Source organism: Mycetohabitans endofungorum (assembly GCF_002927045.1).
GTDB lineage: Bacteria > Pseudomonadota > Gammaproteobacteria > Burkholderiales > Burkholderiaceae > Mycetohabitans > Mycetohabitans endofungorum.
Genome location: NZ_PRDW01000016.1, coordinates 1 through 13,309, shown reverse-complemented (window position 1 = coordinate 13,309; position 13,309 = coordinate 1). Strand labels below are relative to the sequence as shown.

The window sequence follows — 13,309 nt, the reverse complement described above, 5'->3', positions numbered from 1 at the left end:
ACGCCGTTAACGGCTTCCGGGCGCCGGCATGGCAGCCGACGCACCGACCGCCGGGGCACCCTGCACGCCGACGCGCGCGGGCGACGCGGACACCGCAGCCGATGCGCCGAGCGTGGCAGACACCGCGCGTGCGGCATCCGCAGCGGCTTGATGATGCTCGGCATCGTATTCCCGCTTGCCCGACAGTGCGTTGAACAGCACGGTCGCAAGCACCCCGGCGACAATGCAGACGATTATCACGCCGACCCATGCTGCGGGATCGAGATGTCGGCGGCGACCGATCTCGGGAGCGGGCTGGCGTGGGTTAATCTGGCGTGGATTGATCATCTGTAGGGAATCGGACAACGGTAGCGGTCATTCTACGCCATATGGTGACGCGATATACTGATTGAGCCCGCCGCGCCGGCACGGCATGCTGTCACCGGAGCATCGCAATGGCCGCTAAGAAAATTTTGTTTTTGGTCTGCGATTTCGCCGAGGATTACGAAGCGATAGTGCCTTTCCAGGCACCCGAGAAGCCCGGCCACCCATTGCATCGAGCCCTGATACGTGAATAGCGTCGGCTAAGCGCTAACCGCTGGTGGCGCGCGGCCGACCAGCGATGCGATCGCCAGCAGTAGATCGGCCGGGTCGACGGGCTTGGCTAAGTGCGTTTGGAAGCCGGCCATCAGTGCGCGCCGGCGATCATCGCCGCGGACCCGGCCGGACAATGCCGCGGCCGGCGTCATTCCACCTCGCGCCGCCTCGCGCTCGCGCAACTGTGCGATGAATGCGAAACCGTCTTCCTCCGGCATGCCCAGATCGCTGATGACGACATCGGGCGTGCCATCGTCGAAGGCCTGCAACGCGTCCCGCACGGACGCCACCGCGCTCACCTGTGCGCCGCGCTCCTCGAGCACGCGGTGCACGAGTTCACGCGCATCGGCTTCATCTTCGACCACCAGCACGTGAACGCCATCCAGGCGCGGTAGCGCCGTATCCGGCTGCGCGCTGATCGGTGCCACTGCGCCGCGGCGCGTGTCGGCGCCGGTCGTCACCGTGGGCAGCGTCACCGTAAATGTCGCGCCACGCTGCTCACCCTCGCTGGCCGCGGTGATATGGCCCCCATGCATCTCGACCAGTTCCTTGACGATCGACAACCCCAGCCCTAGGCCGCCAAACTGGCGTGTGGTACTCGCGTCCTCCTGTCGGAAACGCTCAAATACGTGCGGCAGGAACGCCTCGCGGATACCGCAGCCAGTATCGCTGACGACCAGTCGCGCCTCGCCGTCGCCGCTGGTTAGCGTGACCGCCACGCGTCCACGCCGAGGCGTAAACTTGATTGCATTGGTCAGCAGATTCCAAATGATCTGCTGCAGCCGAGCGGGATCACCATTGACCACTGCCGGCGCGCCGAGCACTGGCATGACGCGAAGCTCCTTCGCGTCGGCTGCTAGCTGCACGGTCGCGATCACGTCGGTGATCACATCGACCAGTTCGACGCGCTGCACGTTAAGCCCCACCTTGCCCGCCATGATGCGCGACATGTCCAGCAGATCGTCGATCATCTGCGATTGCAGCCGTGCATTGCGGTGGATCACCTGCAGGCCCTTCTCGACGCGAGCCGGATCGGACGCGTCACGCAGCAGCAACTGAGCCCATCCGACGATGGCATTCAGCGGCGTGCGCAGTTCGTGCGACAGCGTGGCGACGAACTCGTCTTTGAGCCTGGATGCCCGCTCCGCTTCCGAGCGAGCCTGCCGCTCATTCGCGAGCAAATGCTCACGCTCCTGCGCAGCCAGCTTCTGGTCGTCGATGTCGGTCGACGTGCCAAACCACTTGCTAACCCGGCCGGCACCGTCCAGCAGCGGCGCGGCCCGGGTCTTGAACCAGCGCCATGCGCCGTCAGCGGCCCGCAGCCGATGCTCGACATCGTAATCGCTGCTGTCGCGCAAAGCGTCGGACCAACGCTGTACAGTACGCTCGCGATCGTCAGGATGAACCAGCACGTCCGGCCACACGTGGCCAAGCAGCGACGGCGCATCCATACCCGTGTAGGACAGCAACTGCTTGGACGCGAAATCGATCCGTCCGTCGGGCAACGCGGTCCAGACCAGTTGCGGGATCGCCTCCGCCAGCGTCCGGTAGTGCAACTCCCTTGCACGGACCAGCTCCGCCTCGGCAATTTCCCGCTGCGCGCGCTTCTGCGCCAACACGCGCTCGATTGCCTGTGGCAAGTAGTCAAGGTAATCAGAGGTCTTGGGCACCACGTCCGCGACGCCCGAGCGCAGTGCCTCGATCACCCGCGTCTCGTCGGCAAAGCCGGTGCACAGGATGGCGGGCAGCATCGTGCCCTGCATGCGCAACGAGCGCAGAAAGTCAAGCCCCGTCTCGGCAGTACCGAGCACATAGTCTACGATCAGCACGTCAGGCCACCGCTCCTGGCCCCGGCTGTCCAGCCACGCACGCGCGGCCTGCGTGCCCGTCAACGTCACCACGTCGAATCCGGCGCGGGTAAGCGCGCGGCGGGCCAAGCTAAGCAGACCCTCGTCGTCATCGATAATCAGTGCACAGGCAGCCGGCTGGCCATCCGCACTCAATACTCCGGGTGACGAATCGACTCGATGAGAAGCAGGCGTCATACGGGGAACGTCGAGTGAGTAGGCAACGGGCGGTCCGGAGTCAAAGCGCTGGCGCTGGGCTCCAGCCCGCTGCCCGGGCGCAAGCGGCCGACGCGCGCGGCCCTGGACCCCGCGTTGACGCGGGCCAGCGCGCTCAGGGCTGCCGCACGCAACGCTTCATGCGCACTGCTAGATTCGGGCAGCGACAAGTAGAACGTCGAGCCGAAGCCTTCACTGGACTCGGCCCACACGTTGCCACCGTGTCGCTCGACAACACGGCGCACGAGCGCCAGTCCAATACCCTCGCCCTTGGCTGCGCCACCGTGCAAGCGCTGGAACGCGGTGAACAATTTGGGCAGTGCCGACGCGGGAATGCCATATCCGTTGTCGCGCACGTAGTAAATGCGTAACGAGTGTACGCCGACCGGGTTCGGACGCGTACCGATTTCGATCTCGCCGGGGCGGCTCGGATCAAGATAATTGACCGCATTGGAAATCAAGTTCGCGAAGACTTGCTCGACTGCTGTCGGATCGCCCCATGCGGACGGCAACGAATGCGTCTTCACAGTCACGCCCCGGCTCTTGATCGAATCACGCATGGCGTCCACCACGCGGGACACCACCGCCTGCACATCGACTTGTTGCGGTCGGTACTCGACCCGGCCCGCGCGCGAGAGCCGCAGCAGCGCGTCGATGATACTGGCCGAGCGCATCACCGCTGTTTGCAGGAAGCGCAACGCCTCGGCAATATCGTCGTCGACGATCCGCAACAGCCGGCGCCGTTGTGTATCGGTCAGCGTGCTGCGCGCCAGTATCTGGCGCACCGAGTCGCACGCCAAGCTCAGTTCCTGCGAAAATCCCTGCAGGTTGACCAGCGGCGCGCGCAAGTCATGCGACACGCTGTAGATGAACATTTCGTTTTCTTGCGTACGCTCGCGCAAATGCTCGTTCATCGTGCCGAGTTCCTCGGCCTGATGCGCGAGGTCGGACCGATAGCGCGACTCGATGCGCTCCGCTTCAAGCAGACGTCGGCTCGTCTGGTGCAGCGCGAGGTCCAACTCGGCGATTTCGTCGTCGCCCTCGAGCATCGGTGCAAGCGGCGCATTGTTCGTGAGCTGCTTAGTGTTGTCCGCAAGCGTGCGCAGCCGCCGTCGCACGCTCGACGTGAACACGTAGACCGCGATGGCGCCGGTAATAATCGACGCAACCACGGCCGACACGAGCAGCACCTGCTGCATGCGACGCGCCTCGGCGACACGTTCGGTGCGCACGCTATCCAGCCGCATTTCCTCCTGTTGCAGCGCAGCGACCTGCGCACGGAAGTAATCGACGATATCGTGGCCATTGATCTCGCGAAAGCGGGCCACGATCCCCGCTTGATGACCGTGCCGAAGCAGTTCCTGCGAACGCTCACTCCACTGCCGGTATGCCTGTGCGCTTTGCCGGATCTGCACCGCGCGTTCAACCTGCAACGGATTGTCAGCGACCAGTTCGATCAACCGGTCAATGCGACGGTCAATCTCGCCCCATTGGCTGGGCGGTGTCCATACCTGTCCGTATCCGTCGATCACAGCGCCGCGCATGCGCACAGCATCGACGAGCACTGGGTCGAGCACGGCAGTGGCCTGACTCAGCACTTCCTTGCTCCGCACTGCCCACTGCTCCGCTTCCAGGGCCTCAGCCTGGGTACGCATCACACCGACCAATAAGCCGAGCTCGACGAGGCTCGGAATCGCGATCAGCAGCAGCCCTTTGGTGATCAGTCTCATACAGCGTTCTGGCGTTGGCGAAACAATGCGCACAGCAATGCCCGATTCGGCGCACACGCGAAACGCTGCATGACAAGCACGCGGCGGCGCGGCGTGTCGCCGGATCGGCCGCGGAGCCATTATCGCGTCGTTTAGCCTAAATGACAAAAGCCCATGTTGTGGCAAATGACCTTCATCGATTCAGATATAAGGGCCACAACATTGCGCATAATAGTTTCAATATTGCGCTCAATAATCAGTTTTCTGGCTCGAATATTTCTCCTCCAAGCATATGTACGCCTTCACGTAGCACCCTATACGCGGCAGCGACGACCTCCGGCTCGCCTTTGACGCCCAGATCGATATGCCGTCGCGCATAGATCCCGCCGTGCTCGACATCGCCGACGCTGGGCAAACTGAAGACATGTACGCCGACAAAATCGCGTTCGATGCGCTCCATCAGCGGCGTGAGTGCAGACTCAGGCAACTCGAACACCAGAAATGAGCGCTCGTCATGCGGCGTGCCGTGATGCAAATGGGCATAATGGGTATCGAGCACCCATTCCATCATGGGCCATGCCATGACAGGAAACCCCGGCATGAAATAATGATTGCGCACCGAAAAGCCGGGAATCTTGTTATAGCTGTTCGGAATGATGCTGGCGCCCTGCGGGAACACGCCCATGTTGAAGCGATGCAGGTTATCCGGCGCATCCAGGTCCGCCTGACCGTATGGTGCGGTTTCGATGATCCGCTCGGCGATCAGTTGCCGGGCCTGTGGGTGCAGTTCCAGCGGCACGCCGAGCGCGGCAGCCGCACACTGCCGCGTATGATCGTCCGGCGTCGCGCCGATGCCCCCGGTCACGAAGACGATGTCATCGGAGTCGAAGGTGCGCTTAAGCGTGGCAGTGATTCGTCTGCGCTCGTCGCCGATGTACTCGGCCCACGCGAGCGCCAGCCCCCGCGCGCGAAGCAACTCGATGGCCTTCGGCAAATGCTTGTCAACACGCCGTCCGGATAGGATTTCGTCGCCAATGATGATGATGCCGAACCCCATGGGATCCCCTTGATCGTTTCAGACGGCACGCAGCTTACGCCGATCCTGGCGGGCGCGCTTGCGTTGCTTGCCGGTCAGTCCCATGGTGTCGCGCGCGCAATCGCCGCAGCGCGCGCAGGCAATAATGGGCGAACCACAGTGCGGAAAACACGAAGATGCACACGTACAGCCAGATCGACACGATTGCGACGAATGGGAACAGCACGATCATCAACACGGAGGATGCCCACAGCAGCGTCGGGACCGCGCTGAGCATCCCGCACATCACGCCGATCGCGAGCAGCGGTACGCGGTGCGTGCGAAAAATTATGCGCCGTTCATCCGAGCTTGCATGCCATGCCAGCGCATCATAGGTCATCACGCGATAGGTGAGCCAACCCCACAGCAGCGGCGGGATCACGGCGAACAGCGGTGGCACGAGCCACAGCGGAACCGTGACAACCAGCAGCAGCACGCAGATGCACGTGGCCGCGATCGAGTGGAGCAGACTGCCGAGCAGCGTGCCGCCGCGCAGGGGCTCCAGATCGGCGAATTGGCGCGCACCGAGATGGCGGATCACCGCCGGCATCGATATCGCGGCAATCAGCAGCAATACGGTCAACACGATCAATGGCACAGCGATCGCGACAACGACGAGCGGCGCGAGCACCATTTGCACGTGGCCGAAGCCGATCCCCGCGAGCAGCGAATTGATCGATGCAGTCCAGCCCCAGTGTGACAGCCAACCGTGCGCCGCACCGACCCATCCTTCCCAGCCGAACCACAGCGCCGCTCCCCAGCCCAGCGCGGTCAGCAAAAACGGCAACACGGTCAACCACAGCATTCGTGGATGAAGCATGCCCAGCAGCGCACGAACGAACGAACCGAGCAACTCGTTCATTGGCAAAGACGTGGTGTCGGCCACGGCGGTGCGATGCGCGCGGTATGCAACGTCGGGCTCATGAGGCGGCCCGACACCTGTAGCGTCACGAACGCGGTACGGCTGTCGTTCGAAAACGCGACGTGCGAAGGCATCACCGCCAGTATCAGCGACGTATTGTCCGGGGTCGGCATCAAGTAATGCGGCTCCTTGCCCGTCGGCACGGTGCCGACGACTTGCCGCGACGCCTGGTCGATCAGTGACAGCGTGGCTTCACCCGAGTTCAGGACGATGACGTTGTTGGCGACAGCCAGCGGAGCCAGCGCGACACACACGCGCGCGGCGGCAAGCGAGCCGGCCACGCGGCGGGCTCGCACAAAGTGATTGGAATTGAGCATGAGCACCCAGACGGGAAAACTGCGTCTATTGTACGGTCTTTGCCGAGGGCTCGGAACGAATCGCGCATCGGGGCAAACGAGCCGGCATGTCGCGCGTCATCGCTGCATCGATTCCCATACCTTGTGCAGCCGCTTGACAGACACCGGCATCGGCGTGCGCAGTTCCTGCGCGAACAGCGAGATGCGCAACTCCTCGAGGAGCCAGCGGAACTCCGCGAGCCGTGCATCGGCTGCGCCGCCGCGCTGCGACAGCGCGCGCTGGTATGGCTGCATGAGCTGCGCGAACTCGGCCGCGAGCCGCTGGTCACGCGCCGGGTCCACCTTGAGCTTGTCGATGCGCAACGACATGCCCTTTAAGTAACGCGGGAAATGCGCAAGCTGGGCGTAAGGCGTATCGATCACGAAGCGGCGGGTCATCAGCGCGGCCAACTGCTGCTGCATGTCCGCGTGGGCCGCGCCAAAGCCTTTGGCCTGCGCGAGCTTCTTCACGAGCGCTGCGTACTCGGCGAGGATCTGGCCGGCCAGCCGTGCGAGTTCCTGGGCGAGCAGCGACAGCCTGGCCCGGCCCTCGTCGCGCCGGGCCGCGAAGCTGGCATCGTCGTGCGGCAACGGCGGCTGCAGGCAGGCACGATCCAGCGCGGCCTCGATCAATTGGTCGCGCAGTTCCTCCTGCGTGCCGAGCGCCATGTACTGCATCGACATTTCGCGCAGCCCTGGCAGATTTTTTTCCAGATAGCGGATCGGCTCGCGCAACTGCAGTGCGAACAGCCGGCGCAGACCGGCGCGATGGATATGCTCGGCCTGCGCGGGCGAATCGAAGACTTCGACGTCGCAATGCCCACCGCGATCGACCAGGGCCGGATAGCCAAACAGCGTCTGACCGCCACGCTGGATCTCGAGCAACTCGGGCAGTGTGCCAAAATTCCACGTCGTCAGGTTCTCATACAGCGCGGTATAGGCCGGCCGCGCCGTATCCAGTGCATCGGCGCGCCCCGGCCCGCCGGCGTTCGCGAGTCCGTTTCGCGCCGGGCCAGTAGACGGCTGATTGGCAACGCGCGCCGCACGCCGCGCCGGCGCGGCGTGCGGCGTCCTGCTCGGCGAACCGGTGCTTGCCGCATCCGCCCGCGCATGCCCAGACGGTTGCCGCCCATCGCCCCCTCCCGCGCCGGCCGCTGCCGATACGATGTGCTGGAACTGTTGCTGCGCCTGCGCACCAAGCTCGCCGCGCAGCTGCGCAAGATTGCGTGCCATTGCGAGCTGCCGCCCGTGCTCATCGACCACCTTGAAGTTCATGAACAGGTGAGGCGGCAACGTCTCGATCTTGAAGTCAGTTGACTTAACCATCACTTGCTTGTGCTCGCGGATGTCGGCGATCAGCGCGTCGATCAACGACTGCCCGGCGAAATGCACGCGCTCGACGAAACCGGCCGCATACTCGGGCAGCGGCACGCAATGTCGGCGCAGCTTTTGCGGTAGTGACTTAAGCAGCGACTGCACCTTGTCCTTCAACATACCCAACACCAGCCATTCGGTGCGACGCGCGTCAACCTGGTTCAACGCGTACAACGGCACGGTCAGCGTGACGCCATCACGCGCCGCACCCGGCTCGAAATGGTAGCTCAGCGCCATATCGACGCCGGCCATCGTTAGCCGCTTCGGAAACACATCCGTCGTCACGCCGGCCGCTTCGTGCCGCATCAGGTCCTCGCGCGACAGGAACAGCAGCTTGTCGCCGTCGCTACCCCGCCGCCGCGCCTCGTCGCGGTACCAGCGCTCGAATGCCGCGCCGGTATGGATCTGTGCAGGTACCGCCGCATCGTAGTATGCGTAGATCAACTCATCATCGACTAGCACATCCTGACGACGTGACTTGTGCTCGAGTTGCTCAATTTGCGCGACCAGCCGCCGATTGTGCGCAAAGAACGGCAGACGAGTGTCGAATTCGCCATCGACCAGCGCGCCGCGAATGAACAATTCCCGCGCACGCGCCGGCTCCTGCGCGCCAAACGCGATGCGCCGGCGCTGATAGATGGGCAGCCCATACAACGTGCCGCGCTCGAACGCCACCACCTGCGCGGCCTTCTTCTCCCAATGCGGCTCGGCAACCGAGCGCTTGATCAGGTGGCCGCCGACACGCTCAATCCATTCCGGCTCGATACGGGCGACGGTGCGTGCGTAAAGCCGGGTGGTCTCGACCAACTCCGCGGCCATCACCCAGCGGCCAGCCTTCTTCGCGAGCGTCGATCCCGGCCACACGAAGAAACGAATGCCCCGTGCGCCCAGGTAATGCGGATCGTCGTCAGCCTTCAGACCGATGTTGCCGAGCAGCCCCGTCAACAGCGCATGATGGATCTGCTCGAACGTCGCCTCGGACTCGTTCAGCCGCCAGCCGTGCTCACGCACCACGGTCAACAACTGCGAATGCACGTCGCGCCACTCGCGCAGTCGCAGATGCGAGAGGAACTGCGCGCGGCACGCTTCGGCCAGTTGCCGGTTCGATTTCTTATGTGCGACTGCTTCCTCGAACCACGCCCAGATCTTCAGCCACGCGATAAACTCCGAGCGCTCGTCGGCGAAGCGGCGATGCGCCTGATCGGCTTGCTCCTGCGCGTCCAGCGGACGCTCGCGCGGATCTTGCACGGACAGCGCGCTGGCGATGATCAGCACTTCGCGCAACGCGTGTTGCTCACGTGCCGCGACAATCATTCGTGCCACGCGCGGATCCAGCGGCAGGCGTGCCAGCTCGCGGCCGACCGGCGTCAACGCATTGTCGTCGTCAACCGCGCCAAGCTCGGCGAGCAATTGATAGCCATCAGCAATGGCCCGGCCCGGCGGCGGCTCGACGAACGGAAACGCGTCGATCTCGGCCAGGTGCAACGATTTCATCCGCAGGATCACCGACGCCAGTGACGCGCGTAGGATCTCCGGATCAGTGAAACGCGGGCGAGCCTGGAAGTCACTCTCATCATAGAGCCGAATGCAGACACCGTCGGCCACCCGGCCGCACCGGCCAGCACGCTGATTGGCGGCGGCTTGCGACACTGGCTCAATCTGCAATTGTTCGACCTTGTTCCGGTACGAATAGCGTTTGACCCGCGCCAGCCCGGTGTCCACGACATAGCGGATGCCGGGCACCGTCAGTGATGTCTCCGCGACGTTGGTGGCGAGCACAATGCGGCGCGCATTGCCGGGCCGGAACACCCGCTCCTGCTCGGCGGCCGATAGCCGGGCGAACAGCGGCAGGATCTCGGTATGCGGCGGATGGTGCTTGCGCAGCGCCTCAGCGGCGTCGCGGATCTCCCGCTCGCCCGGCAGGAAAACCAGCACGTCGCCCGGGCCTTCGCGACACAGTTCGTCCACCGCGTCGACGATCGCTTCATGCAAGTCGCGCTCGGCCTGACGCGCGGCAGTGATACTGCCCGTGGCGCCCGGCGGAGAGCCCGGTGAGCCAAGCGGACCGGCCCCTGGCGCCGCACCGCGCCGTGCGGGCGTGGCGCGCCCATCGTCGCCGACGACCGGCCGATAGCGAATCTCGACCGGATACAACCGTCCGCTGACCTCGATGACGGGCGCGGGTCGCTCGTCGCTGCCAAAGTGGCGCGCAAAGCGCTGCGCATCGATCGTAGCCGACGTGACGATCAGCTTCAGGTCAGCACGCCGCGGCAGGATCTGCTTCAGATAGCCAAGCAGGAAATCGATATTCAGGCTGCGCTCGTGCGCCTCGTCGATGATGATCGTATCGTAGGCGTGCAGCAGCGGATCGGTCTGCGTCTCCGCGAGCAGGATGCCGTCGGTCATCAACTTGACCGATGCGCCCGGCGACAGGTTGTCGGTGAAACGGACCTTGTAGCCCACCACTTCGCCGAACGGCGTACCCAGTTCCTCGGCAATGCGTCGCGCCGTCGCCGATGCTGCGATACGGCGCGGTTGCGTATGGCCGATCAGGCCGGTGCCGCCTGCGCCCAGCCCGCGTCCGAGCGCCAAGCAGATCTTGGGCAGTTGCGTGGTCTTGCCTGATCCGGTTTCGCCGCTGACGATCACGACTTGATGGTGCGCGATCGCGGCAGCGATCTCGTCGCGCCGGCCGCTAACGGGCAACGCCTGCGGGAACGTGACGGGGGGCACCGGATTGGGCGCAGGGTTGTGCGCCGAGGACGCGCGCCGGGCCTCGGCGCGACGCGCAGCAGGCGGCCTGCCGTGGCGCGCGGGGTCAGCGTGATCAGTCGGCGACGCATCTGCCGCGCGGTTTTTGGCTACATTGGACATGGGGGCGCATTATAATCCGGCCATGACTGCACAAAACGATCTCGCCCGCCGCGACACGAGGGTCAGCGGCCTCGCCGTGGCCGGCGGCCAGACGAGCGCCGCCATCGAATACACCGCGAATCACGCTCAATTCGTCGAATGGCTGCGATCGGTCGCACCCTACATCCATGCATTCCGCAACCGGATGTTCGTCGTCGCGTTCGGCGGCGAGTTGGTGCAGGCGGGCGCGCTTAATGCGTTGGTGCAAGATGTCGCGCTGTTGCATGCGATGAGCATTCAGATCGTACTGGTGCACGGCTCCCGCCCGCAGGTCGAGGAACAGTTGAACCTGCACCGGGTCGAGTCGCTGTTCGCGGGCGGCATACGGATCACCGATGCGCGCGCGCTGGAGGCGGCCAAGGAAGCGTCCGGCGAAGTGCGGCTGGACATCGAGGCGGCAATCAGCCAGGGTTTGCCCAATACGCCGATGGCGCACGCGCATATCAGCGTCGTGTCCGGCAATTTTGTCACCGCGAGGCCGGTCGGGATACTCGAGGGCGTCGATTTCCAACATACCGGCGTGGTGCGCAAGATCGATGCCGAATCGATTCGGCATTCGCTGGAGAGCAACAAGATTGTGTTGCTGTCGCCGCTCGGATTCTCGCCGACCGGCGAGGCGTTCAATCTGTCGATGGAGGATGTCGCGTCGTCCGCGGCCATCGCGCTACGTGCCGACAAGCTGATCTTCATCACCGAGACGCCCGGCGTGATCAACGGCGACGGCGAGCTGACCCGCGAGCTGTCGCTGGACGACGCACAGAAGATCTACGAAGCCCATACGGGCGAGTTGGACCGCGCGGATGCGGACTTCTACCTGAGGCATGCGATCCGTGCGTGCCGCGGCGGCGTGCCGCGCTCACACATCATCCCGTACGCGCTGGACGGCAGTATCCTGCTGGAGCTGTTCCTGCACGATGGGGTCGGCACAATGATCTCGTACGAGAATCTGGAAAGTCTGCGTGAGGCAGTGCCGGACGATGTCGGCAGCATCCTGCAGCTGATTGAGCCGCTTGAGATGGACGGCACGCTGGTGCGGCGCGACCGCCACCAGATCGAGCGCGACATCGACCACTTCTCAGTGATCGAGCACGATGGCGTACTGTTCGGTTGCGCGGCGCTGTACCCGTACCCGCAGGAGCGGATCGGCGAGATGGCGTGCCTGACCGTGGCGCCTGAGGCGCAGGGCACCGGCGACGGCGAGCGTCTGCTCAAGCGCATCGAGCAACGCGCCCGGGCGCGCGGCCTGACGCGGATTTTCGTGCTGACAACCCGCACCGAGCATTGGTTCCTCAAACGCGGCTTCGTAAAGGCGACGGTTACCGATCTGCCCGAGGACCGGCGCCGCCTGTACAACTGGCAGCGCAAGTCGCTCGTGCTGATCAAGCAGCTTTGAGCACGCGCGGGGAATCCGCACGTCGGCGCCCCGCCCCACCCCGATATCAAAGGAGAAGTCTAATGGCTCGAATGGTTCACTGCGTAAAACTCGGCAAGGAAGCGGAAGGATTGGACTTTCCGCCGTTGCCAGGCGAGCTTGGCAAGCGCATCTTCGAAAGCATCTCGAAGGAAGCATGGCAGGCGTGGCTCAAGCAGCAGACGATGCTGATCAACGAAAACCGTCTGAACATGGCCGATCCGCGCGCGCGCCAATATCTGTTAAAACAAACTGAAAAATTCTTCTTTGGCGAAGGCGCGGACGTCGCGTCGGGCTACGTGCCGCCCGCCAACGGCTAGGCGGCGTGGCCGTGCCGGACATCGGCCGGTGGTGCACGCCGGCCACCATTGTCGCACGCTGGTGGTCGGCTTCTCGTGCACCCCGCACGGGATGAAGTGGCTGAACAGCGCGTCGATTCCACTCTACATGGGCTGGGGCACGGCGTTGGCGGTCAGCGCCGACGGGCCCGCACATCGTCAAGAGGCTGGACGCAGCATGATGCGGCGTCGGCCGTCACTTGTCCTTCTATTCAGCCAATTTCCACCCGCTGGAAGACGCTTCGTTTTTGACGTCTGGACTTCGTGCTGCGCTATCACAGGCAAAACAGCACGCCTATAACGTAACTGAAGCACGTCATTTTCACTCGCGGCAGAGGCAACATCGCTTTCTCTTGATAATAGATTGTCGACAAAACTGCCGTGGGAACCCAACAGGAGTTTCTATCTTGCGGGTGAGCATCTCGCGGCGGTCTCAGGTTGCATGACGACAACGACGAACCCTTCCAGCGTGCCGATGGCACGACGGTATCTGTTCCGGCGTTGGGATCAACGAAGCATACTGGGTTCAGTTTCAATAAATATTATTGGCTCACTTCTGAGCCAATGTACATTGGCCTGGAATCGCGCCCGCG

At 63.9% G+C, this 13,309-nt stretch carries 8 protein-coding genes and 2 pseudogenes; 3 read left to right on the top strand and 7 right to left on the bottom strand.

Annotated features, from left to right (window positions below):
- Positions 1–6: 6 nt before the first annotated feature.
- Positions 7–327 (bottom strand): hypothetical protein, encoded by a 321-nt coding sequence (locus tag B0O95_RS16175; protein ID WP_199180525.1) that lies wholly within the window; start codon positions 325–327, stop codon positions 7–9.
- 107 nt (positions 328–434) lie between these two features.
- Here B0O95_RS16175 and B0O95_RS16685 point away from each other — a divergent pair.
- A pseudogene (locus tag B0O95_RS16685) lies at positions 435–527 on the top strand (protease); the annotation flags it as partial.
- 36 nt (positions 528–563) lie between these two features.
- On the opposite strand, the gene B0O95_RS13390 reads toward B0O95_RS16685, so the two are convergent.
- The 6 genes and pseudogenes from B0O95_RS13390 to hrpA all read right to left on the bottom strand — a co-directional run bounded on the left by B0O95_RS13390 (position 564) and on the right by hrpA (position 10,928).
- Positions 564–2,621, bottom strand: a complete 2,058-nt coding sequence (locus tag B0O95_RS13390; RefSeq protein WP_104078334.1) for a hybrid sensor histidine kinase/response regulator — start codon at positions 2,619–2,621, stop codon at positions 564–566.
- Entirely contained in the window at positions 2,618–4,369 is a 1,752-nt protein-coding gene (locus B0O95_RS13385) for a sensor histidine kinase (protein ID WP_233203370.1), read from the bottom strand. The genes B0O95_RS13390 and B0O95_RS13385 overlap by 4 nt, the downstream gene beginning before the upstream one ends.
- 235 nt (positions 4,370–4,604) lie before the next feature.
- On the bottom strand, positions 4,605–5,405 hold the full coding sequence (locus tag B0O95_RS13380; RefSeq protein WP_104078332.1) for a competence/damage-inducible protein A: 801 nt from the start codon (positions 5,403–5,405) through the stop codon (positions 4,605–4,607).
- Between the two features lie 34 nt (positions 5,406–5,439).
- Positions 5,440–6,285 carry an EI24 domain-containing protein gene (locus tag B0O95_RS13375; protein ID WP_104078331.1) on the bottom strand — a complete coding sequence of 282 codons (846 nt, stop codon included), beginning with the start codon at positions 6,283–6,285 and terminating at the stop codon, positions 5,440–5,442.
- Between the two features lie 32 nt (positions 6,286–6,317).
- Positions 6,318–6,662, bottom strand: a pseudogene (locus tag B0O95_RS13370) (YncE family protein); the annotation flags it as partial.
- A 96-nt stretch (positions 6,663–6,758) separates the two neighbouring features.
- Positions 6,759–10,928, bottom strand: coding sequence for an ATP-dependent RNA helicase HrpA (gene hrpA, locus B0O95_RS13365; RefSeq protein WP_104078330.1), 4,170 nt, complete (start codon positions 10,926–10,928; stop codon positions 6,759–6,761).
- Between the two features lie 22 nt (positions 10,929–10,950).
- On the opposite strand from hrpA, the gene argA reads away from it, so the two are divergent.
- On the top strand, positions 10,951–12,360 hold the full coding sequence (argA, locus tag B0O95_RS13360) for an amino-acid N-acetyltransferase (protein WP_104078349.1): 1,410 nt from the start codon (positions 10,951–10,953) through the stop codon (positions 12,358–12,360).
- A gap of 62 nt (positions 12,361–12,422) precedes the next feature.
- Positions 12,423–12,698 carry an oxidative damage protection protein gene (locus tag B0O95_RS13355; RefSeq protein ID WP_104078329.1) on the top strand — a complete coding sequence of 92 codons (276 nt, stop codon included), beginning with the start codon at positions 12,423–12,425 and terminating at the stop codon, positions 12,696–12,698.
- The last annotated feature ends 611 nt before the right edge of the window (positions 12,699–13,309 follow it).

Excerpts from the sequence above, each read along its gene's own strand:
- B0O95_RS16175 (WP_199180525.1), bottom strand. The coding sequence starts at position 327 with ATGATCAATCCACGCCAGATTAACCCACGCCAGCCCGCTCCCGAGATC.
- B0O95_RS13390 (WP_104078334.1), bottom strand. The coding sequence starts at position 2,621 with ATGACGCCTGCTTCTCATCGAGTCGATTCGTCACCCGGAGTATTGAGT.
- B0O95_RS13385 (WP_233203370.1), bottom strand. The coding sequence starts at position 4,369 with ATGAGACTGATCACCAAAGGGCTGCTGCTGATCGCGATTCCGAGCCTC.
- B0O95_RS13380 (WP_104078332.1), bottom strand. The coding sequence starts at position 5,405 with ATGGGGTTCGGCATCATCATCATTGGCGACGAAATCCTATCCGGACGG.
- B0O95_RS13375 (WP_104078331.1), bottom strand. The coding sequence starts at position 6,285 with ATGAACGAGTTGCTCGGTTCGTTCGTTCGTGCGCTGCTGGGCATGCTT.
- hrpA (WP_104078330.1), bottom strand. The coding sequence starts at position 10,928 with ATGTCCAATGTAGCCAAAAACCGCGCGGCAGATGCGTCGCCGACTGAT.
- argA (WP_104078349.1), top strand. The coding sequence starts at position 10,951 with ATGACTGCACAAAACGATCTCGCCCGCCGCGACACGAGGGTCAGCGGC.
- B0O95_RS13355 (WP_104078329.1), top strand. The coding sequence starts at position 12,423 with ATGGCTCGAATGGTTCACTGCGTAAAACTCGGCAAGGAAGCGGAAGGA.